This window comes from Micromonospora sp. URMC 103, from assembly GCF_051386435.1.
Classification (GTDB): domain Bacteria; phylum Actinomycetota; class Actinomycetes; order Mycobacteriales; family Micromonosporaceae; genus Micromonospora.
Genome location: NZ_JBPQTR010000005.1, coordinates 2,582,118 through 2,602,452, shown reverse-complemented (window position 1 = coordinate 2,602,452; position 20,335 = coordinate 2,582,118). Strand labels below are relative to the sequence as shown.

The 20,335-nt window shown below is 73.6% G+C and carries 19 protein-coding genes; 8 read left to right on the top strand and 11 right to left on the bottom strand.

Annotated elements, in window-relative coordinates; translation table 11 throughout:
- Position 1 precedes the first annotated feature (1 nt).
- The 6 genes from ACSNOA_RS25230 to ACSNOA_RS25205 form a co-directional block, all read right to left on the bottom strand.
- Positions 2 to 241, bottom strand: a complete 240-nt coding sequence (locus ACSNOA_RS25230) for an acyl carrier protein (protein ID WP_007072348.1) — start codon at positions 239 to 241, stop codon at positions 2 to 4.
- An 85-nt stretch (positions 242 to 326) separates the two neighbouring features.
- A complete protein-coding gene (locus ACSNOA_RS25225) occupies positions 327 to 1,271 on the bottom strand; it encodes a beta-ketoacyl-ACP synthase III (protein ID WP_436661979.1) in 945 nt (314 codons plus the stop codon).
- Positions 1,272 to 1,329: 58 nt separating this feature from the next.
- Positions 1,330 to 2,499: an acyltransferase domain-containing protein gene (locus tag ACSNOA_RS25220; protein WP_436661977.1), complete on the bottom strand. Its 1,170-nt coding sequence runs from the start codon at positions 2,497 to 2,499 to the stop codon at positions 1,330 to 1,332.
- Between the two features lie 87 nt (positions 2,500 to 2,586).
- Entirely contained in the window at positions 2,587 to 3,837 is a 1,251-nt protein-coding gene (locus ACSNOA_RS25215; RefSeq protein WP_436661975.1) for a PucR family transcriptional regulator, read from the bottom strand.
- 102 nt (positions 3,838 to 3,939) lie between these two features.
- Positions 3,940 to 4,632 carry a response regulator gene (locus tag ACSNOA_RS25210; RefSeq protein ID WP_436661974.1) on the bottom strand — a complete coding sequence of 231 codons (693 nt, stop codon included), beginning with the start codon at positions 4,630 to 4,632 and terminating at the stop codon, positions 3,940 to 3,942.
- Entirely contained in the window at positions 4,629 to 5,822 is a 1,194-nt protein-coding gene (locus ACSNOA_RS25205; protein ID WP_436661973.1) for a sensor histidine kinase, read from the bottom strand. The genes ACSNOA_RS25210 and ACSNOA_RS25205 overlap by 4 nt, the downstream gene beginning before the upstream one ends.
- Before the next feature lie 208 nt (positions 5,823 to 6,030).
- Here ACSNOA_RS25205 and ACSNOA_RS25200 point away from each other — a divergent pair, with 208 nt between their 5' ends.
- On the top strand, positions 6,031 to 6,375 hold the full coding sequence (locus ACSNOA_RS25200; RefSeq protein ID WP_436661971.1) for a hypothetical protein: 345 nt from the start codon (positions 6,031 to 6,033) through the stop codon (positions 6,373 to 6,375).
- Between the two features lie 15 nt (positions 6,376 to 6,390).
- Here the strand turns inward: ACSNOA_RS25200 and ACSNOA_RS25195 are convergent, their stop codons facing one another.
- Positions 6,391 to 7,044: a hypothetical protein gene (locus tag ACSNOA_RS25195; protein ID WP_436661969.1), complete on the bottom strand. Its 654-nt coding sequence runs from the start codon at positions 7,042 to 7,044 to the stop codon at positions 6,391 to 6,393.
- Positions 7,045 to 7,313: 269 nt separating this feature from the next.
- Between ACSNOA_RS25195 and ACSNOA_RS25190 the strand changes: the two genes are divergently transcribed.
- On the top strand, positions 7,314 to 7,922 hold the full coding sequence (locus ACSNOA_RS25190; RefSeq protein WP_436661968.1) for a copper resistance protein CopC: 609 nt from the start codon (positions 7,314 to 7,316) through the stop codon (positions 7,920 to 7,922).
- A gap of 6 nt (positions 7,923 to 7,928) precedes the next feature.
- Here ACSNOA_RS25190 and gltX read toward each other — a convergent pair whose 3' ends face one another.
- The 3 genes from gltX to ACSNOA_RS25175 are packed head-to-tail and all read right to left on the bottom strand — an operon-like array spanning position 7,929 to position 11,990.
- Complete coding sequence (gene gltX / locus ACSNOA_RS25185) at positions 7,929 to 9,338, bottom strand: glutamate--tRNA ligase (RefSeq protein ID WP_436661967.1); 1,410 nt, start codon at positions 9,336 to 9,338, stop codon at positions 7,929 to 7,931.
- Between the two features lie 49 nt (positions 9,339 to 9,387).
- Positions 9,388 to 10,665, bottom strand: a complete 1,278-nt coding sequence (locus ACSNOA_RS25180; protein ID WP_436661966.1) for an MFS transporter — start codon at positions 10,663 to 10,665, stop codon at positions 9,388 to 9,390.
- Positions 10,662 to 11,990: a GH1 family beta-glucosidase gene (locus tag ACSNOA_RS25175; protein WP_436661964.1), complete on the bottom strand. Its 1,329-nt coding sequence runs from the start codon at positions 11,988 to 11,990 to the stop codon at positions 10,662 to 10,664. The genes ACSNOA_RS25180 and ACSNOA_RS25175 overlap by 4 nt, the downstream gene beginning before the upstream one ends.
- 185 nt (positions 11,991 to 12,175) lie before the next feature.
- Between ACSNOA_RS25175 and ACSNOA_RS25170 the strand changes: the two genes are divergently transcribed.
- On the top strand, positions 12,176 to 12,622 hold the full coding sequence (locus tag ACSNOA_RS25170) for an SRPBCC family protein (RefSeq protein WP_436661962.1): 447 nt from the start codon (positions 12,176 to 12,178) through the stop codon (positions 12,620 to 12,622).
- Between the two features lie 242 nt (positions 12,623 to 12,864).
- Here the strand turns inward: ACSNOA_RS25170 and aceE are convergent, their stop codons facing one another.
- Positions 12,865 to 15,609: a pyruvate dehydrogenase (acetyl-transferring), homodimeric type gene (aceE, locus tag ACSNOA_RS25165; RefSeq protein ID WP_436661961.1), complete on the bottom strand. Its 2,745-nt coding sequence runs from the start codon at positions 15,607 to 15,609 to the stop codon at positions 12,865 to 12,867.
- Between the two features lie 175 nt (positions 15,610 to 15,784).
- Between aceE and ACSNOA_RS25160 the strand changes: the two genes are divergently transcribed.
- The 5 genes from ACSNOA_RS25160 to ACSNOA_RS25140 all read left to right on the top strand — a co-directional run bounded on the left by ACSNOA_RS25160 (position 15,785) and on the right by ACSNOA_RS25140 (position 20,316).
- Positions 15,785 to 16,162: a hypothetical protein gene (locus ACSNOA_RS25160; protein ID WP_436661959.1), complete on the top strand. Its 378-nt coding sequence runs from the start codon at positions 15,785 to 15,787 to the stop codon at positions 16,160 to 16,162.
- 26 nt (positions 16,163 to 16,188) lie between these two features.
- Positions 16,189 to 16,593: a YjbQ family protein gene (locus tag ACSNOA_RS25155; protein WP_436661957.1), complete on the top strand. Its 405-nt coding sequence runs from the start codon at positions 16,189 to 16,191 to the stop codon at positions 16,591 to 16,593.
- A gap of 79 nt (positions 16,594 to 16,672) precedes the next feature.
- Entirely contained in the window at positions 16,673 to 17,152 is a 480-nt protein-coding gene (locus tag ACSNOA_RS25150; protein WP_436661956.1) for a MarR family winged helix-turn-helix transcriptional regulator, read from the top strand.
- 51 nt (positions 17,153 to 17,203) lie between these two features.
- Positions 17,204 to 19,765 (top strand): thiamine pyrophosphate-dependent enzyme, encoded by a 2,562-nt coding sequence (locus ACSNOA_RS25145; RefSeq protein WP_436661954.1) that lies wholly within the window; start codon positions 17,204 to 17,206, stop codon positions 19,763 to 19,765.
- 113 nt (positions 19,766 to 19,878) lie between these two features.
- Positions 19,879 to 20,316, top strand: coding sequence for a DUF3052 domain-containing protein (locus ACSNOA_RS25140; RefSeq protein WP_436661952.1), 438 nt, complete (start codon positions 19,879 to 19,881; stop codon positions 20,314 to 20,316).
- Positions 20,317 to 20,335: the final 19 nt, after the last annotated feature.

Here is a 20,335-nt window from a genome sequence, read left to right as displayed (position 1 = left end):
ATCAGGACTGCGCCTCGATGTAGCTGACCGCGTCACCGACGGTCTTGAGGTTCTGCACCTCGTTGTCCGGGATCTTGACGCCGAACTTCTCCTCGGCCGCCACCACGACCTCCACCATGGAGAGCGAGTCGACGTCCAGGTCGTCGGTGAAGGACTTCCCCTCGGCCACGTCGTCCGGGTTCACCCCGGCAACCTCTTCGAGGATCTCGGCGAGGCCGGCGGTGATCTCGTCACGGGTCATTGCGGTTGGTTCCTCTCCATCGGGATTGTCGACGGCCGACGACGCCGGCCGTCACTCCTCGGCGCTTCGCGCCCGAGGGGGTCTCTCACGGGCAGCGGACGACCTGGCCGGCGTAGGTCAGGCCGCCGCCGAAGCCGAACAGCAGCACCGGGGCCCCGGACGGGATCTCCCGCCGCTCGACCAGCTTCGACAGGGCCAGCGGCACGCTCGCCGCCGAGGTGTTGCCCGACTCGACGATGTCCTTGGCGATGATCGCGTCGGGAATGTCGAGCCGCTTGGCGATGCCGTCGATGATCCGCGCGTTCGCCTGGTGCGGCACGAACGCGGCCAGCTCCGAGGGCGCCACCCCGGCCCGCTCGCAGGCCTCCAGCGCCAGCGGGGCGAGCGACGTTGTCGCCCAGCGGAACACCGCCTGCCCCTCCTGCTGGACGTACGGCCGCCAGCCCTCGATCCGGACCGCCTCGCTCTTCTCCGGCACCGAGCCCCAGAGCACGGGGCCGACCCCGGCCGGCTCGTCGTCACCGGTCGCGGTCACCACCGCGGCGCCCGCGCCGTCACCGAAGATGATGCAGGTGGACCGGTCGGTCCAGTCGGTGAAGTCGGAAAGCTTCTCCGCGCCGATGACGATCGCGTTGCGCGACGCGCCGGCCCGGATGGCGTGGTCGACGGTGCCCAGCGCGTACGAGAAGCCCGAGCAGGCGGTGTTGACGTCGTACGCCCCGGGCGCGGTGATGCCCAGCTTGGCGGCCACCCGGCAGGCCACGTTCGGGCTGCGGTCGACCGACGTGCAGGTGGCGACGACCACCAGGTCGATGTCGGCGGCGGTGAGGCCGGAGTTGGCCAGCGCCTTGCCGGCCGCGGCGGCGGCCATGTCGGCCACCGTCTCGCCGTCGGCGATCCGTCGGCTGACGATGCCGACCCGGTCACGGATCCACTCGTCGTTGGTGTCGACCATCTGGGCGAGGTCGTCGTTGGTGACCACCCGGGCAGGCTGGTAGTGCCCCAGGGCGACGATGCGGCTTCCGGCCATCAGTGCATGCCTTTCGTTCGCGACTGCGGGACTCGCAGACCCGGCTCGTTCCTCGCGCTCACAAGTGTCCGCCGAGGCGGGCGAGCGGCTGCCCCGGGGCTACCGGGTCGTTCTGGTCGGCGAGCCATTCGGTGAGCACGCCGCCGTCGTGGGCGATCACCTCGACCGCCCCCTGCCGGGTGGCCACGTGGCCGATCACCTGGCCGGTCCGGAGCGTCCCGCCCTCGGCGAGGCCCTCGGCCGGCGCGAACGCGCCGGCGGACGGGGCGACCACCACCCGGAAGGGGCGGGTCGGCCGGTGGCTCGGCGCCGCGCCGTGGCGCGCGATCAGGTCGCGGGCCGCGGGCAGGTCGTCCGGGGTGTTCAGGGTGACGATCTCCGGGGCGCCGGCGCCCTTGAGCTCCCGCTTCACGAGGCCGGCCAGGGTGCCGGCCGGCGGAAGCTCGATCACGCCGGTGACGCCGAGGTCGGCCAGCGTCCGCATGCAGAGGTCCCAGCGGACCGGGGCCGTGACCTGGCGGACCAGCCGCTGCACCATCTCCCGGCCGTGGTCGACCGCGGAGCCGTCGAGGTTGGACAGCAGGATCCGGGCCGGGTCGGCCGGCGTGATGCCGGCGGCCACCGCGGCGAGCGCGGCCTCGGCCGGGGCCATGTACGGGGTGTGGAACGCCCCGGCCACCTGCAGCTTGATGATCCGGGCCCGGGTGGGGGGCTCCGCGGCGAGCTTGTCGAGGTTGTCAACGGCCCCGGCGGCGACGACCTGGCCGGCGCCGTTGCGGTTGGCCGGGTGCAGCCCGTGCGCCTCGATGGCGGCGAGCACCTCGTCGGGGTCCCCGCCCAGCACGGCGGCCATCCCGGTCGGCTCCAGGGCGCAGGCGGCGGCCATCTCCCGGCCGCGTACGCCGGCCAGGGTGACGGCGGCCTCGGCGGGGAGCACACCGGCCAGCGCGGTGGCGCCCAGCTCGCCCACGCTGTGCCCGGCGGTGACCGCGACGTCGTGCATCGGAAGGTGCTCGGCGGCCAGCAGGGCGGCGGCCACCAGCAGCGGCTGGGTGCGGGCCGTGTCCTTGATCTCGTCGGCGTCGGCCACGGTGCCGAGGTGCACGAGATCCACCCCGGCGAGAGCCGACCACCAGCGCAGTCGGGCCTCGGCGCCGGGCAGGTCGAGCCAGGGCGTCAGGAAGCCGGGTTTCTGCGAACCCTGGCCGGGGGAGAGTACGGCGAGCACGTCTATGACTCTCCCGGATACGCGTGGGTAGCGCTGTGCGGGGTTCGACCAAACCGCACTAGAACCTTTGGCCGGATCCTACAAAAATCAACGGTGATCGTCACTTGTCTGTGACGTTTTGCCGACGGCTGGGCCCATTGTCTGGGTCGGGACCATCGGGACCAGTGGGTCGAGGCGGCCGACCGTCAGCGCCACCTGGAGCGCGAACGCGTCCCGCGGCGCCAGCGGCGCGAAGCCGGTCACCTCGGCGATGCGGCGCAGCCGGTAGCGCACCGTGTTCGGGTGGACGAACAGCGCCCGTGCGGCGCTCTCCAGCGTTCCCCCGGCGGCGAAGAACGCGTCCAGTGTCTCCAGCAGTTCACCGCCGGCGCGGACCAGCGCCGCGTACACGTCGTGCCGCAGCCGCCGGCGTGCCTCCGCGTCGCCGGCCAGCGCGCGCTCCGGCAGCAGGTCGGACGCCGGGACGGGCCGCGGTGCTCCCGGCCAGGCCGGCGCGGCCCGGAACCCCGCCAGCGCGGACCGCGCCGACTCGGTGGCGCCGTCGAGGCTCGGCACGGCCGGACCGACCACCACCGGCCCGTCGCCGAACGCGCCGAGCAACTTCCCGGTGGCGGCCACCGGGTCCGCGGCGCCGCCGAGCACGATGACCAGCCGGTCGCCGTGGACGCCGCCGATCACCTCGACGCCGATCCGCCGGGCCTGGCGGTACACGGTGTGCAGCACGGCCGAGACCTCCCCGCCCGGTGAGCGCCCGACCGCCACCGCGACCGGCGGGGCGTCCGCCCAGCCCAGGGCCGCGGCCCGGCTGGCCAGGACGTCCGGCGAGTCACCGCGCAGCAGCGCGTCCACGAGCAGCGCCTGCAACCGGGCGTCCCAGGCGCCGCGCGACTCCGCGGCGCGGGCGTACACCCGGGCGGCCGCGAAGGCGATCTCCCGGGAGAACCGCAGCACCGCGTCGCGCAGCTGCTGCTCCTCGCCCTCCGCCGCGAGGTGCGGCACCTGCTCCTCGACCACGTCGATCGTCACCTTGATCAGCGCCACGGTCTGCTGGAGCGTGATCGAGCGGGCCAGCGCCTGCGGCGCGGCCGCGAAGACCTCGTCGGAGACCTCCTGGGTGCTGTCCGCGCTGCCGCCACCGGAACGCAGCCACTGCACCAGCGACCGGGCGCCGGCCTGGGCCACGACCATGACCCAGGAGCGCTGGTCGGCCGGGAGGGCGCGGAACCAGGGGAGCGTCTCGTCCATCCGGGCCACACTCGCCGTGGCGAGAGACCCCGCCGACCGTTCGATACGCCGCAGTGTGGCGCTCAACTCCCCGTCGCCCGGCTCGTTCCCCATCCCATCAGCCTGACACACGCCCTGGCCAGGATCGACGCGCCCGGTACCGGTCGGCCGCGGCGGGGCCGTCGCGGACCCGGCCACCGGGCCGGGAGGTGGACGTCAGGCCGGCGGCGGCGCGGGCAGGCCCAGCTCCTGCGCCAGGATGGCCGCCTGCACCCGGCTGCGCAGCTCCAGCTTGGCGAGGATCCGGCTGACGTGGGTCTTGGTGGTGCTCTCCGCCATCGCGAGGTGGTCGGCGATCTGCTGGTTGGACAGGCCGAGGCCCAGGCAGGCCAGGACGTCCCGTTCCCGCCGGGTGAGGGCGTCCACGGCCGCCGCCGGCGCGTCCCCGGCGGGCGGGGCGGTGGCCGCGAACGCCCGGATCAGCCGCCGGGTCACCGCCGGGGCGATGAACCCCTCGCCCCGCGCCACCGTCCGCACCGCCGCCAGGAGTCCCGCCGCGTCGGTGTCCTTGAGCAGGAACCCGGCCGCCCCGGCCCGCAGCGCCCCGAAGACGTACTCGTCGAGGTCGAACGTGGTGAGCACCAGCACGTCGGCGAGGCGGTCGGCGACGATCTCCCGGGTGGCGGCGACGCCGTCACGGCGCGGCATGCGTACGTCGAGCACGGCGACGTCGGGACGTAGCGACCGGCACAGCCGGACCGCCTCGTCGCCGTCGCCGGCCTCGCCCACCACCTCGATGTCGGCGGCGGCGGCCAGGATGAGGCCCAGTCCGGCGCGTACCGCGGCCTGGTCGTCGGCGAGCACCACCCGGATCGTGGCGTCGCCGCCGCGGCTCGCCGGGCCGGTCATGACCCCTCCCGGGCGGTGGGCAGCGCCGCCCGGACGCGCCAGCGGCCGTCGTGCGGGCCGGCGGCGAACCGGCCGTCCAGCAGCACCGCGCGTTCCCGCATGCCGATGAGGCCGGCGCCGGCGCCGGGCAGCCCGCCCCCGCCGGCGCGCAGCGGGTTCTCCACGGTGACCACCACCTCCGCGGGCCGGTACGCGATCTCCAGGTCGGCCTCCCCGCCGCCGTGCTTGAGAGCGTTGGTCAGGGACTCCTGCACGATCCGGTAGGCCGCCAGGTCGACGCCGACCGGCAGCGCCTCCGGTGCGCCGCTGGTGCTGACCCGCACCGCGAGCCCGGCGGTCCGTGCCCGCGCGACCAGCCCGTCCAGCTCGCTGAGCCGGGCCGCGACCGCCCCCTCGGGATCGGCGCCGGGAGCGGGCGGCTCCGCCGGCGCCCGCAGGACGCCGATCATCTGCCGCATCTCGGCGAGGCCCTGCACGCTGTTCTCCCGGATCACGCGCAGGGCCGCCTCGACCTGCGTCCGGTCCAGGCCGGGCACGGAGAGCGCGGCGGTCGCGTGGATGGCCACGGCGCTCAGGTGGTTGGCGATCACGTCGTGCAGTTCCCGGGCCATCCGCGCGCGTTCCGCGGCGACCGCCTGCCGCCGGTCCAACTCGGCGAGGCGCGCGGTCTGCTCGGCCCGGGTCCGCTCGGCGGCGGCCTGGTCGCGGTACTGCCGCACACTGATGCCGGTCAGCACCGGCATCAGTCCGGCCAACGCCACCGGGGTGCCGAAACCCACGCCGCGCCAGGTGCCGACCAGCAGGACGCCGAGGGCCGCGCCGAGCACGCTCAACACACCGGTCACCCGCAGGAGCCACCGCCAGACGCGGGGCGGGCCGTACACGCACGCGTCGTACAGGACCTGGGTGTAGACCAGCACCGTGCTCAGCGAGCCGCCGAGCACCAGGTCGACCACGACGGCCGCCGTGCCGAGGGCCAGGCTGGCCCGGGAGGCCACGCGGCGCAGGGCGACCGCCGCGCAGGCCGCCCCCAGCGGCGGCAGGAACACCGTCTCGGGCAGGCTTCGGTGCCACGGCAGCTGCGGCTGGGTGCCCAGGGCGAACAGCACCAGGCCCCCGACGAGCGCGGTGGCGGCCAGGGCGAGGTCCCGGCCCCGGGTGCCGGAGGCGAGCCACGGGGGCAGTCGCATGCGTCGATCTCACCACATCGGCCACGGCTCTCCCTCCGTCCGCCGGAGGAGGCGCCGCGCCGGCACGTCCACCGAAGGAGGTACGCGGACAGCCCGGCCGCCCGGCGGTCCGGGTACGCCCTGCGCAGGCCGTCCGGCCCGGCCAGTACGGTGACAGGGCACGTCGGCGCGACCGCCGGCGGGCGACAGCGAGTGTGAGGAGACCGGGATGGCGCAGGGGGAGGCCGAGCACGGCTGCGCCCGTGGGGAACCCTGCCGGCCGGGCCACCACGACCAGCAGCCGTCCGCGAAGCACCGTCGGCTCACCGGTGGTCTGCCCTCGTACCCGGCGGATCCGGCGGGGGCCCGTCCCGCCGAGCGGGCCGAGGACGACGCGCCGGTGCCGCGCCAGCGGGCCGGGGAGCCGGTTCCGTCCGCGGAACCCGAGCCCGTGGCCGACGAGCCGGGCTGCCGCAGCGACCTGCCCGGGTGGGCCGGGGCGCACCGGCACGGGCCGGTCCGCCCGCCGCAGCGCGGCGGGCGTCGCGAGCGGCCGCCGCGGCGCTGGTGCTGATCCTCCGGAGGCGGGTCAGCGGGTGCGGCGGCGGATCAGCAGCGCGATCCCGGCGAGGCCGGTGGTGATGACCAGTACGACCGCCACGTTGAGCAGCAGCAGTCGCTGAAGCGCGCCGAACGCCTCGTCGATGTCGCGGCCCGGGTTCAGCGAGTCCTCCGGGATGACCCGCTCGCCGCCGCCCACGCCGCCGCTCACCGTGTCGAACTCGCGCTCCAGCGGGACACCGGCGGTGCGCAGCGTCTCGGACATGGACAGCCGGCCGAGGAACCAGCCGGCCGCGACCTTGCGCGAGTCCGGCTGCTTGGCGGGCCGGTAGATCCGGGGCCCGCCGACGGCCTTCGGGTAGAGGTCGTACGTCTGCTTCGGAGTGTCCCCGGCCAGCACGACGACCGTGTACTTCGGACCGAGGTCGGCCTTCTTCGGCACGCTGGCCGTGGCCGTGCGCCCGAGGAAGTTGACCTGGTCGATCACGGCGTTCACCAGCGTCTGCTGGGTGTCGATACGCAACCGCAGCGGCGCGGCGAGCCCGGTGCCGCTGATGTCGACCCCGGGCGGCGGCGGTGGCGGCTTCGGTGCCGCGTGGGCGGCGCCGGCGAAGCCGAGGGACAGGGCCGCGGTCAGCGTGGCGGCCAACACGGCGACAAGCCGCCTCACCTGTCGGACCATCGCCGCCTCCTCGCCCCGTTCGATGGATGGCTTCGCTGCGCCTGACGTCGGTCGGCGACGGTGACCGGACCGAGCGGCCGGGCGCCCCACCTCAAGACTCCGCAGAATGTTGAATGGTTGCAGCACGTGGAACAGTAATTGGAACTATCTGCGATCTCGGCCCGACAAAATGAACAGCCGTTGATCAGCGGGCGGATCGTACCTTTACGGAGGAGTCCATGGGGGGCAGGGTCGCACGTGTGGCGCGCGCCGTGCTAGCGGTGTCCGGCGTGGCGCTCGGTGTGTCGTTGGTGCTGCCGGCGACACCGGCCGCCGCGCACAACTCCTTGACCGGCAGCGATCCGCGCGACGGGGCCCGGATCGCGACCGCGCCGGCCCGCGTCGAGTTGCGGTTCCTGTCCCGGCTGGACCCGGGTACGACGAAGATCACAGTCACCGGGCCGGACAATGTGGCCGCCACGGGCGGCGCGCCGACCTTCTCGGGCAGTCGCGCGACCGTGCCGTTCAAGCCCGGCAAGGCCGGGCTCTACATCGTGGCCTACCAGGTGGCGTCGGGCGACGGGCACCCGGTGAAGGGCGAGGTGCGGTTCACGCTCACCTCGGGCACCCCGGCCGACCCCTCGGCCACGGCGTCACCCACCACGTCGCCCACGGGCGGGACGGCGCCGGCGACGTCGGCGCCCGCCGCGACACCGTCCGGCGCGGTCCCGCCGCCGAACACGGCGGGACCGGACGCCCCCACTCCCAGCGCGGCCGCGGTGCCCGCCGCCGACGAGCGGGACGAGACCAGCGGCTGGCTCTGGGCGATCGGCGCCCTCGTGCTGCTCGCCGCCCTGGCCGCCGGCTTCCTGCTACGCCGCCGCGCCGCCCGTCGCTGAGCGTCGTCAGACCAGGCGTACGCGGGCGGCGCGCAGGCGGGCGAGCGTGCGCTCGCGGCCGAGCACCTCCAGCGACTCGAACAGCGGCAGCCCCACGGTCCGGCCGGTGACGGCGACGCGGACCGGCGCCTGCGCCTTGCCGAGCTTCAGCCCCCGCTCGGCGCCGACCGCCTCCAGGGCCGCCTTGATCGGCTCCGCCTCCCAGGACGGCAGCGCCTCGAAGGCCGCCGTGGCGGCGTCCAGCAGCTCGGCGGAGCCCTCCTTCATGGCCTTGGCCCAGGCCGCCTCGTCGATCAGCGGGTCGGCCAGGAAGAGGAAGTCGACGTTCGGCACGATCTCGCTGAGCACCGCGATCCGGGTCTGCGCCAGCGGCGCCACCGCGGCGAACACCGTCGCGTCGAACTCGGCCGGCTGCCACGGCGGCGGGGCGATCGTGTCGGTGCCGGTGAGCCACGGGCGGCAGGCGGCCACGAAGTCCTCGACCGACAGCGCCCGGATGTACTCGCCGTTGAACGCGCGCAGCTTCTTCTCGTCGAAGAAGGCGGGGGAGGGGTTCACCCCCTCCAGCCGGAACTCCTCCTCGATCACCGACCAGGGCACGATCTCCCGGTCGCCGGAGGGGGCCCAGCCGAGCAGCATCAGGTAGTTGCGCATCGCGTCGGCGAGGTAGCCCTCGTCCCGGTACGCCTCCAGGGCGACCTTGTCCCGCCGCTTGGACAGCTTCTGCCGCTTCTCGTTGACGACCACCGGCACGTGGGCCCAGACCGGCGGCTTCACGCCGAGGGCGTCCCAGAGCAGCTGCTGCTTCGGCGTGTTGGGCAGGTGCTCCTCGGCCCGGATCACGTGGGTGATCCCCATGGACATGTCGTCGACCACGTTGGCGAGCAGGAAGACCGGGGACCCGTTGCCGCGGGCGATGACGAAGTCCTCGATGAGCTTGTTCTCGAACGTCGGCTCGCCGCGGATCAGGTCGACCACCACGGTCTCGCCCTCGTCGGGCGTACGGAAGCGCAGCGCGCGACCCTCGCCGGGCGTGAGCCCCCGGTCGCGGCAGTAGCCGTCGTAGCCGGAGTACTGGGAGCCGGTGCGGGCCTGCACGTCCTCCCGGGTGCAGTCGCAGTAGTACGCGCGGCCACCCTCGTAGAGGCGCTGCGCCGCGGCACGGTGCTCGCCGGCGTACGACGACTGGAAGTACGGGCCCTCGTAGCTGCCTCGGGCGATGCCGATCCAGTCGAGGGCCGACAGGATGCCCTCGGTCCATTCGGGCCTGTTGCGGGCCGCGTCGGTGTCCTCGATGCGCAGCACGAACACGCCGCCCTGCTGCTTGGCGTAGATCCAGTTCTGCAGCGCCGAGCGGGCGCCGCCGACGTGGAACATACCGGTCGGGGAGGGGGCGAAGCGTACACGTACCGTCACGTCCTCCAGCCTACGGCGGCGCGCCACCGCTTTCCGGCAGGGGGCCGGTTCAGGGAACCGACCTGATCTTGAGTACGAGGGCGCTGCCGAGCAGTGTGACGGCCGCCGTGACCGCGTACAGGGTGGGGTAGCCGCCCAGGTGGACCACGATCGGGGCGGAGAGCGCCGGGCCGAGCACCTGCGGGGCCGAGTTCGCGATGTTGATCACCCCGAGGTCCTTGGCCCGGTCGGTGGCCGCCGGAAGCACCTGGGTGATGAGCGCCGCGTCCACGGCGAGGTAGACCCCGTAGCCGGCGCCGAGCAGCAGCGCCGCGACGATCGACATCGACCAGGTGGGCGCCACGGCCAACAGCAGCGCGGCCACCATCATGATCAGCCCGGAGACGATCACGAAGACCTTCCGCCGCCCGGAGCGGTCGGACAACCGACCGGCCACCACGGCGGTGAGCACCATCCCGAGCGTGTAGAGCAGGATGAGCACGAGCAGCGCGCCCTCGGGATCGGCCACCCGCACGCCGTCGGTGAGGAAGTACAGCAGGTAGAGCGTGCCCAGGGCGTTGCCGGTCTGGACCAGGAACCGGGTGAACCAGGCCCAGGCGAAGTCCGGGTGCCGGCGCGGGCTGATCCACATGGAGGCGAGCAGCGCGCGCAGCCGCAGCGGCGCCCGGTGCGCGCGGGGCAGCGGGTCGTCCTCGGTGAGCAGCGCGAACGGCAGCGCCAGCAGCAGCACGGCCAGGCCGATGGCCGCGTACCCGGCCTCGTTGCCGGTCACCACGGCGGTGACCAGCACCGCGCCGACCACCAGGCCGAGCGCCTGCGGGATGCCCACCCAGCCGGAGACGCCGCCGCGTTGGGCGACCGGGACGCGGTCGGGGATCGCCGCCGTGAGGCTGGCCAGCATCGCGTTGAAACACACCTGGGCGGCGACCCAGCCGACCGCCACCCCGGCGATGGTGTCCTGCCGGGCCAGCAGCACGAGGGCCAGCGCGCCGAGCACCGCGCCCGTGGCGGTCCACACGTGCCGGCGGCCGAGGTGCCGGTTCGCGATCCGCAGCACCGTGCGGTCCGACAGCGCGCCGGCGAGCGGGTTGGCCAGCACCGCGGCGAGCGCGCCGAGGCCGGTGACGACGGCTAGCGCGGCCTCCTTGTCGCCGGGCACGATCCGCTCGACCTGCTGCGGCAGCAGCACCTGGATCGGGGTGAAGAAGGCCATCCAGACGCCGAGGTTGGCCGCGAAGACCAACGCGATCCAGCCGCACCGGACCGGCACCGTCGGCTCGGCGAGCGCCGCCGGCAGCGAGGCCGGCGTCGGATCCAGCGTCGTCATCGCCGCACCAGGTCGCGGAACCAGGCGTACGAGGACTTCGGCGTACGCCGCTGCGTGGCGTAGTCGACGTGCACGAGGCCGAACCGCTTCGTGAACCCCTCCGCCCACTCCCAGTTGTCGAGCAGCGACCAGACGAAGTACCCGGTCACCGGCACGCCGGCGTCGATCGCCTCGCGTACGGCCCGGACGTGCCCGTCCAGGTAGGCGATCCGCTCCGCGTCGTGCACCCGCCCGTCGGCGTCCGGCACGTCGTCGTACGCGCAGCCGCTCTCGGTGACCTGGATCGGCGGCAGCGCGTCGCCGTACGTGTCCCGCAGCCACCGCAGCAGGTCGCGCAGCCCGTCCGGGGCCACCGGCCAGTCGAAGGCGGTGCGCGGGTACCCGGCCAGCGGCACGATCTCGAACGGCAGCGGCGAGCCCTGCGCGGGAGCCCGGATGCCGGTCGGGTTGTAGTAGTTGACCCCCAGCACGTCGATCGGGGCGGCGATGGCGTCGAGGTCGCCGTCGCGCACCACGCCGGGGTCGAGGCCCGGCCCGTCGGGGTAGCCCCGGCCGAGCAGTGGGTCGGTGAAGAGCCGGTTGTGCAGCGCGTCGTACGCCGCCCCGGCGGCCCGGTCGGCATCGGAGTTTCCGGCGAGCCGCACCGGCGAGTAGTTGTTGGCGATGGCCACCGGGCTCGTGGTGCGGGCGCGCAGCGCGGCCACGGCGAGGCCGTGCCCGAGCAACTGGTGGTGGGCGACCGGGAAGGCGTCGAAGAGCAACGCCCGGCCCGGTGCGTGGGTCCCCGTGCCGTGCCCGAGGCTCATGTGGACGAACGGCTCGTTCAGGGTGATCCAGAGCTTCACCCGGTCGCCGAGACGGGCGGCGGTCAGATCCGCGTACGTGGCGAAGCGGGCCGCCGTGTCCCGGTGCAGCCAGCCGCCCGCGTCCTCGAGGGGTTGCGGCAGGTCCCAGTGGAAGAGCGTGGCGACCGGCTCGACCCCGGCGTCGAGCAGCGCGTCGACCAGGCGGTCGTAGAAGTCCAGACCGGCCGGGTTGGCGGTGCCGGCACCGGTGGGTTGCACCCGGGGCCAGGCGACGGAGAAACGGTACGCGGACACCCCGAGGTCCGCGAGCAGACCGACGTCCTCGGCGTACCGGTGGTAGTGGTCGCACGCCTCGTCGCCGGTGCTGCCGTCGACGATCCGGCCGGGGTCGCGCGCGAAGGTGTCCCAGATGGACGGTCCCCGGCCGTCGGCCGTGGTCGCGCCCTCGATCTGGTACGCCGAGGTGGACACACCCCAGCGGAAGCCGGGCGGAAACGGGGGCAGTGGCGCGGTCGTCATGTCGCCCTCCCACGACGTGAATCGTGTTCGGGACTCTAGGGCGCGCACCGCCGATGCGCCATAGGCCCGCCGGCGGGCTGGCGCAAGGGTTTTCGGCGTGTCTTTTCCAAACCCGTCCAGGTAAGTCCGATTTTGCGCATACAGTGCGGATTATCGCGGATGTCCTTAGTGGGGGAAAGACGGAAATGATCCTCGTGGAACGCAGCGCGCACGTGGCGGCGCCGGTGGAAGCGGTCTGGGACGTCGTACAGCGGGCCGAGCAGCTGCCGGCCTGGCTGGCGGGGGTCCGTGCGGCCGAGGTCCTGTCGGGGGAGGGATTCGGCAGACGGCAGCTGGTCCAGGCCGGGCGCGGATCGGCGCACGAGGCCGAGGTGATCGCCTATCAGGAGCCGACCCTGATCGGGTGGCGCGAGCGGGCCAAGGGCGCCGGCGCCCGGGCCGAGGCGCGCACGGAGATCTACGTACAGCTGACCCCGGACGAGGAGGAGGGCGGGACGATCGTGCGGCTCATCGTCGTACGGTGGCCCGCCGGGCCGGTCAAGGCCGCCCTGCTCCGGCTCGGCCTGCGTCGGGTCGGTGCCGACCTGGAGGAGTCCCTCGCCCGGCTGACCGACCTGGCCGCCGTCGGTTGACCGGACGTGTCCCGGCGTCGCCCGCGATGGTGATGGTCCGGCGTTCCCGCCAGGGACGCCGGACCATCGTCGACTTCCGCCCCCGTTCCCACCGTCGATCATGCAGTTGTGGTGGGGGATGGAGCGAGGCAGAACACGACGTCTCCGGCACCACAAGTGCATGATCGCCGGGGCGGACCCGCCACTCGACGTGAAGAAAGGGGCCCGGCGCGTGCGCGCCGGACCCCTTTCTGTCGATCAGGTCAGCTGTCGCCGCCGGTCTCGCCGACCGGGGCCGCGTTGACGTCGTCGATCGCGTACTTCTTGGCCGCCTCGGCGGGGACGGTGGCCGGCACCTTGCCGCGGAGCGCGAGCTGCCGCAGCGTGCCGACCACCACCGACTCGGCGTCGACGTGGAAGTGCCGGCGCAGCGCGTGCCGGGTGTCCGACAGGCCGAAGCCGTCGGTGCCCAGCGAGGTGTAGTCGCCGGGGACCCAGCGGGCGATGAGGTCCGGTACCGCCCGCATGAAGTCGCTCACCGCGACCTTCGGCCCCTCGGCGTCGGCCAGCTTGCGGGCCACGTACGGCACCCGCTGCTCGGCGCCCGGGTTGAGCAGGTTGTACTCCTCGCACTCCACCGCGTCGCGGCGCAGCTCGGTCCAGGAGGTCACCGACCACACGTCGGCGGCCACTCCCCAGTCCTGGGCGAGCAGCTGCTGCGCCTTGAGCGCCCACTGCATGCCGGTGCCGGAGGCCAGGATGTTCGCCTTCGGCGCGTCGCCCTCCACGCTCGGCGCGGGGGAGTAGCGGTAGATGCCCTTGAGAAGGCCCTCGACGTCCACGCCCTCCGGCTCGACCGGCTGGAAGATCGGCTCGTTGTAGACGGTGAGGTAGTAGAAGATGTTCTCCTGGGCCTCGCCGTACATCCGGTGCAGGCCGTTCTCGACGATGTGGGCGATCTCGAACGCGAACGCCGGGTCGTACGCGACCACCGCCGGGTTGGTGGCGGCGATCAGGTGCGAGTGGCCGTCCTCGTGCTGGAGCCCCTCACCGTTGAGCGTGGTGCGGCCGGCGGTGGCGCCGAGCAGGAAGCCCCGCGCCATCTGGTCGGCGGCCGCCCAGAGCCCGTCCGCGGTGCGCTGGAACCCGAACATCGAGTAGAAGATGTACATCGGGATCATCGGCTCGTCGTGCGTGGCGTACGACGTGCCGGCCGCGGTGAACGAGGCCACCGAGCCGGCCTCGTTGATGCCCTCGTGCAGGATCTGCCCGCCGACCGCCTCCTTGTAGGACAGGAACAGCTCCCGGTCCACGGAGGTGTAGCGCTGGCCGTGCGGCGAGTAGATCTTCTGCGTCGGGAAGAGCGAGTCCATGCCGAAGGTGCGGGCCTCGTCCGGGATGATCGGCACCCAGCGCTTGCCGAACTCCTTGTCCTTCATCACGTCCTTGAGCAGACGGACGAAGGCCATGGTGGTGGCGACCTTCTGCTTGCCGGAGCCGCGCTTCACGTCGGCGAAGCGCTCCGGGCCGGGGATGGCCAGCCGCTTGCCGGTGGTGCGTCGCGTCGGCAGGTAGCCGCCGAGCTGGGAGCGACGCTCCTTGAGGTACGCGATCTCGTCGGACTTCTCGCCCGGGTGGTAGTACGGCGGGAGGTAGGGGTTGTCCTCCAGCGCCGAGTCCGGGATGTCCAGGTAGAGCCGGTCGCGGAAGGTCTTCAGGTCCTCCAGCGTCAGCTTCTTCATCTGGTGCGTGGCGTTGCGGCCCTCGAAGTGCGAGCCGAGCGTCCAGCCCTTGATCGTCTTGGCGAGGATCACGGTGGGCTGGCCGGTGTGCTCCACGGCCGCCTTGTAGGCCGCGTAGAGCTTGCGGTAGTCGTGGCCGCCCCGCTTGAGGTTCCAGATCTCGTCGTCGCTGAGGTGCTCGACCATCTTGCGGGTCCGCGGGTCGCGCCCGAAGAAGTGCTCCCGGACGTACGCCCCGGACTCCGCCTTGTAGGTCTGGTAGTCACCGTCGGGGGTGGTGTTCATGAGGTTGACCAGCGCGCCGTCGGTGTCCGCGGCGAGCAGCGGGTCCCACTCGCGGCCCCAGACCACCTTGATCACATTCCAGCCGGCGCCCCGGAAGAAGGCCTCCAGCTCCTGCATGACCTTGCCGTTGCCGCGGACCGGGCCGTCGAGCCGCTGCAGGTTGCAGTTGATCACGAAGGTGAGGTTGTCGAGCTCCTCGCGGGCGGCCACGCCGATCGCGCCGAGCGTCTCCGGCTCGTCCATCTCGCCGTCGCCGAGGAACGCCCAGACGTGCTGGTCCGAGGTGTCCTTGATGCCGCGGTGGTGCAGGTAGCGGTTGAAGCGGGCCTGGTAGATGGCGTTGAGACCGCCCAGACCCATGGAGACCGTGGGGAACTCCCAGAAGTCCGACATGAGCCGCGGGTGCGGGTACGACGGCAGCGCGCCACCGGGGTGCGACAGCTCCTGCCGGAACCCGTCGAGCTGGTCCTCGCTGAGCCGGCCCTCGAGGAACGCGCGCGCGTACATGCCGGGGGAGGCGTGCCCCTGGTAGAAGATCTGGTCGCCGCCACCGGGGTGGTTCTTGCCACGGAAGAAGTGGTTGAAGCCCACCTCGTAGAGCGACGCGGAGCTGGCGTAGGTCGAGATGTGCCCACCGACGCCGATCTCGGGACGCTGGGCCCGGTGCACGAGCATCGCCGCGTTCCACCGGATGTAGGCACGGATCCGCCGCTCGACGTGCTCGTCACCCGGGAACCACGGCTCGCGCTCCGGGGGGATGGTGTTGATGTAGTCCGTGGTGGTCAGGGACGGCACCCCGACCTGACGCTCCCGGGCCCGCTCCAGCAGGCGCAGCATGACGTAACGGGCGCGCTTGGTTCCGCGCTCGTCGATGACACCGTCAAGCGACTCGACCCATTCGCTTGTTTCGTCAGGGTCGATGTCCGGAAGCTGGCTCGGCAGGCCGGCGGTGATCACCGGGCGCTTGCGTTCCGTAGCCACAGGCGGTCCCTCGGTTCTGTGTGGGATAGGTCTCTAGCGCCATCCTGCCCCCTCGTGGGACCCGGCGTCACGTCTGGTCCCCCCGACGCGACGCTCAACACAGGTACCCGCCGGTAACTTTGTGCGACGGTCGACCCGGCCGGGCCGGTTGTCCGGTCCGCCTATCCTGCCGGGCATGTGGGGATCGAGGACGCTCGGCGTGGCCATGACGGCGGTCGGCGTCGTCGGCGCCGCGACCGGCGCCGTGGCCGCCTGGTCCGCGTCGCCGGTGGCGGCTCTTCTGATCACGGCGCTGGGCGTCACGGTGGCCCTGCTGGGCATCGGCCTGTTGCGTGACCTCCGGCGCCCGCGGGCCGCCACCCGGCGGCGGGACGGCGCGGGCGGTCTGCTGCTGTACCCGCCGACCGGCGACGCCGGCTCGAACCACGCCGACTGGTCCGACCGCGGTGGACGGGACTCCGGCGACTCGTCCGGGGCCGACGCGGGCGGTGGCTGGTCGGGCTCGGATTCCGGGGGCTGGTCCGGTGGGGACTCGGGCGGCGGCGGTTACTGACCCCACCCTGGGGCAGAATGCGACGTATGCGTAGTGACGTGATCACCGTCCAGACCGGTTCCCGGCCGGCCGTCCGCGACATCACCGCCGAGGCGCAGAGCTTCGTCTCCGGCGAGGGCGACGGCCTGCTGCACGTCTTCGTGCCGCACGCGACCGCCGGGCTCGCGATCATCGAGACCGGGTCCGGCTCCGACGACGACCTGCTCACCGCGCTCGGCGACCTGCTGCCCGCCGACGACCGCTGGCGGCACCGGCACGGCTCGCCGGGCCACGGTCGCGACCACGTGCTGCCCGCGTTCGTGCCGCCGTACGCCACGCTGCCGGTCCTGGGCGGCCGGCTCGCGCTCGGCACCTGGCAGTCGCTCTGCCTCGTCGACACCAACGGCGACAACCCGACCCGCCAGGTCCGCTTCTCGTTCCTCGCCGGCTGAACCGTACGCGTCGGACCCGCCGCCGACCCACGTCGCACGGGCTGATCAACTCTGGGTTTCCGCACGTAGACTGGACGGCATGAGCCACCGCACCGGCAGCGGCGTTCCCGAGCCGGGGGACCGTTCCGGGCTGGCCGGCGACGCCGTACGCCGGATGATGCACGTCGCCTCGGCCATCCGGCACCACCAGGACGTCGAGATCGCCGATCTCGGCCTCACCCCGGCCGCGGCCCGCGCGCTGTACGAACTCGACCCGGACCGGCCGCTGCCGGCCCGGGACCTCGCCGAGGTGCTGCAGTGCGACCGATCGAACGTGACCGCCCTCGTCGACAAGCTGGAGCAGGCCGGCCTCGTGCAACGGCGGGTCGACCCCAGCGACCGGCGGCAGAAGACACTCCTCGTCACCGACGCCGGGCGGCGGATGCGGCAGCGCGTGCACGAGGTGATGTCGGACTCCCGACTGCTGGCCGGGCTCACCACCGCGGAGCTGGGCGTGCTGCGCGACCTGGTGTGGAAGGTGTCCGATGGCGGCTGCCCGCCGGAGCGCGGGGCGTCCTGACCTCCCTCGGGCGGTGTGTGTCCGGCTGGGCGCGAGGGCCCCTCGTCGGTAATGCTGTCCGACGTGACCACCCCGCAAGATCTCGACGACCGGTTCCGGCAGACGCTGGCCGCACTGGGCGGCCCCGGCCCGCGGCGTGACCCGGCCGAGCCGGTCACCGACGGCGCGACGCTGACCGGCGCACGAGCCCTGGACCTTTTCGACGCCCAGGTCACGAGCCGGCAGTTGGACCTGGCCGGACGCTGGCTGCGCAGCTTCGGCGAGGGTTTCTACACGATCGGCTCGGCCGGCCACGAGGCCAACGCCATGATCGCCGCCGTGCTGCGGCCCACCGACCCGGCGCTGCTGCACTACCGCTCCGGCGCGTTCTACTGCGTCCGCGCCGCCCAGGCCGCGCCCGAACCGGCCGGGACCGCAGCGGCGCCCGACGCCGGGACCACCGGGGCCGACGGTGCGGACGCCACCGAGGCGCCGGCCGCACCGCAGGCGGGCGGCGAGGACGCCGACTCCCCGACCGGCGCGGCGACCGGCCATGAAACGGAGGTGGCCGGCGAGGTCCGCGACGCCCCGACCGGCGCGGCGACCGGCCACGGAACGGAGGCGGCCGACGGCTCCGAGGGCGCCGGAGACCGGCACGAGCGCCCCTGGGCGTACGCGGCCGCGGCGCGGGACGTGCTGCGCGGCATGGTCGCCTCGGCGCGGGAGCCGGTGGCCGGTGGCCGGCACAAGGTCTTCGGCCATCCCGACCTCGCCGTGGTGCCCACGACGTCGACGATCGCCTCGCACCTGCCCCGGGCGGTCGGCATGGGGCTCGCCGTCGAGCGGCTGCGGCGCACGGAGACCCGGCGGGCCGGCGGCGCGGTGCGCATCGGAGGCGCCGACGACGCGCCCGCGCCCTGGCCGCCGGACTCGATCGTGGTCTGCTCGTTCGGCGACGCCTCGGTCAACCACGCCAGCGCCACGGCCGCGCTCAACACGGCCGGCTGGTACGACCACACCGGCCTGCGGATCCCCGTGCTCTTCGTCTGCGAGGACAACGGCCTCGGCATCAGCGTCCGGTCGCCGCAGGGCTGGGTGGAGACGGCGCTGCGGTCCCGGCCGGGGATCCGCTACTTCGCCGCCGACGGGGCGAACCCGGTGGAGGCGTACGCGGTGGCCGAGGAGGCGGCTGGGTGGGTCCGCCGGCACCGCCGCCCCGCCGTGCTGCACCTGCGCACCGTGCGGATCATGGGCCACGCCGGGGCGGACGCCGAGACGGCGTACCGCAGCCCCGCGGAGATCAGCGCCGACCTCGACCGTGACCCCGTGGTCGCCCTGGCGCGGGCGCTCGTCGAGGCCGGGGTGGCCACCGCCGAGGAGCTGCTGGCCCGGTACGACGACATCGGCTGGCAGGTGCGGCGAATCGCCGAGGAGGTGATCGGCGAGCCGAAGCTCACGAGCCCGGCCGAGGTGGTGGCCCCGCTGGCGCCCCGGCGTCCGGCGCGGGTCGCGCGGGCGGTCGCCGACGCGGCGGCCCGCGCCGCCGGTCCCGGCGCGGTCGCGCGGGCCGAGGCGTTCGGCGGCAAGCCGCCGGAGCTGTCCGGCCCGCTCACCCTCGCCCAGAGCATCAACGCGGCGCTCGCCGACGGTATGCTCGACCACCCGCGGATGGCCGTCTTCGGGGAGGACGTGGCCGCCAAGGGCGGCGTCTACGGGGTGACGAAGGGCCTGCGCGACCGGTTCGGGCCGGCCCGGGTCTTCGACACCCTGCTCGACGAGACCTCGATCCTCGGGCTCGGCCTGGGCGCCGGGCTGGCCGGGATGCTGCCGGTCCCCGAGATCCAGTACCTGGCGTACCTGCACAACGCCGAGGACCAGCTGCGCGGCGAGGCGGCCACCATGCAGTTCTTCTCGCAGGGGGCGTACCGCAACCCGATGGTGGTGCGCGTCGCCGGCCTCGCCTACCAGGAGGGGTTCGGCGGGCATTTCCACAACGACAACTCGGTGGCCGTGCTCCGGGACGTGCCGGGCCTGGTGATCGCCGTGCCGGCGCGGCCCGACGACGCCGCGCCGATGCTGCGTACCTGCCTGGCCAGCGCGGCGGTCGACGGCAGCGTCTGCGTGTTCCTGGAGCCGATCGCGCTCTACCACACCCGTGACCTCTACGCCGACGGCGACGGGGAGTGGCTCGCCGGCTACGCCGAGCCGGGCGCCTGGGCGGCCGCGCACGTGCCGGTCGGCCGCGCCCGCGTGTACGGGGTGGGGTCGGCCGAGGACCTCACGATCATCACCTTCGGTAACGGCGTACGGATGTCGCTGCGGGCCGCCGCGGCGCTCGCCGACGAGGGGGTGGGCACCCGCGTGGTGGACCTCCGCTGGCTGGCCCCGCTGCCCGTCGGTGACATCATCCGGGAGGCCTCGGCGACCGGGCGGGTGCTGGTGGTGGACGAGACGCGCCGGTCCGGCGGGGTCGGCGAGGGAGTCATCGCCGCACTGGTCGATGCCGGATATGTCGGTGCGGCGCGGCGGGTCGCCGGAGTTGACTCGTTTGTACCATTAGGTCCGGCCGCGCGTCAGGTTCTGGTCTCCGCGGAAGCCATTACCGAGGGTGCCCGGACGCTGCTGGCACGGTAAATTCCGTTCCACCCGGTGCGCCACTTGCGCAGGGAGGCACAACTTGTGTGGACTTTGCCTGACGGCGTCGACCAGGCGCCGCGAGCAGGGACGAGATGAGGAGGCACGCGACAGTGAGCGCGACCGCTGGTCAGGCCGCCGACGGGGTACGCAGCCTGGCGGACCGGTTCGGGATCGAGCCGGGCATGGTCGTCATGGAGATGGGGTACGACGACGACGTCGACCACGACCTCCGCGACGCCCTGACTGACCGCTGTGGAGAGCTGGTCGACGAGGACACCGACGAGGTCGTCGACGCGGTGCTGGTCTGGTACCGCGACGGCGACGGTGACCTCTTCGAACTCCTCGTCGACGCCCTCGGCCCGCTGGCCGACAACGGGGTCGTGTGGCTGCTGACGCCCAAGGCCGGGCGCGAGGGCCACGTCGAGCCGAGCGAGATCGCCGAGTCCGCCCCCACGGCCGGCCTCCAGCAGACCTCGACGATCAACGCGGGCCGGGACTGGAGCGGCGCCCGCCTCGTCCTGCGCCGCGGGGCCAAGGGCAAGAAGTAGCGGCCACGCGCGCCGCCCG

Coding starts and splice junctions, on each gene's coding strand:
- ACSNOA_RS25170 (WP_436661962.1), top strand. CDS start 12,176: ATGATCCTCGTGGAACGCAGCGCGCACGTGGCGGCGCCGGTGGAAGCG.
- ACSNOA_RS25155 (WP_436661957.1), top strand. CDS start 16,189: ATGCGTAGTGACGTGATCACCGTCCAGACCGGTTCCCGGCCGGCCGTC.
- ACSNOA_RS25225 (WP_436661979.1), bottom strand. CDS start 1,271: ATGGCCGGAAGCCGCATCGTCGCCCTGGGGCACTACCAGCCTGCCCGG.
- ACSNOA_RS25210 (WP_436661974.1), bottom strand. CDS start 4,632: ATGACCGGCCCGGCGAGCCGCGGCGGCGACGCCACGATCCGGGTGGTG.
- ACSNOA_RS25160 (WP_436661959.1), top strand. CDS start 15,785: ATGTGGGGATCGAGGACGCTCGGCGTGGCCATGACGGCGGTCGGCGTC.
- ACSNOA_RS25175 (WP_436661964.1), bottom strand. CDS start 11,990: ATGACGACCGCGCCACTGCCCCCGTTTCCGCCCGGCTTCCGCTGGGGT.
- ACSNOA_RS25150 (WP_436661956.1), top strand. CDS start 16,673: ATGAGCCACCGCACCGGCAGCGGCGTTCCCGAGCCGGGGGACCGTTCC.
- ACSNOA_RS25230 (WP_007072348.1), bottom strand. CDS start 241: ATGACCCGTGACGAGATCACCGCCGGCCTCGCCGAGATCCTCGAAGAG.
- ACSNOA_RS25145 (WP_436661954.1), top strand. CDS start 17,204: ATGCTGTCCGACGTGACCACCCCGCAAGATCTCGACGACCGGTTCCGG.
- ACSNOA_RS25195 (WP_436661969.1), bottom strand. CDS start 7,044: ATGGTCCGACAGGTGAGGCGGCTTGTCGCCGTGTTGGCCGCCACGCTG.
- ACSNOA_RS25205 (WP_436661973.1), bottom strand. CDS start 5,822: ATGCGACTGCCCCCGTGGCTCGCCTCCGGCACCCGGGGCCGGGACCTC.
- ACSNOA_RS25200 (WP_436661971.1), top strand. CDS start 6,031: ATGGCGCAGGGGGAGGCCGAGCACGGCTGCGCCCGTGGGGAACCCTGC.
- ACSNOA_RS25215 (WP_436661975.1), bottom strand. CDS start 3,837: ATGGGGAACGAGCCGGGCGACGGGGAGTTGAGCGCCACACTGCGGCGT.
- ACSNOA_RS25180 (WP_436661966.1), bottom strand. CDS start 10,665: ATGACGACGCTGGATCCGACGCCGGCCTCGCTGCCGGCGGCGCTCGCC.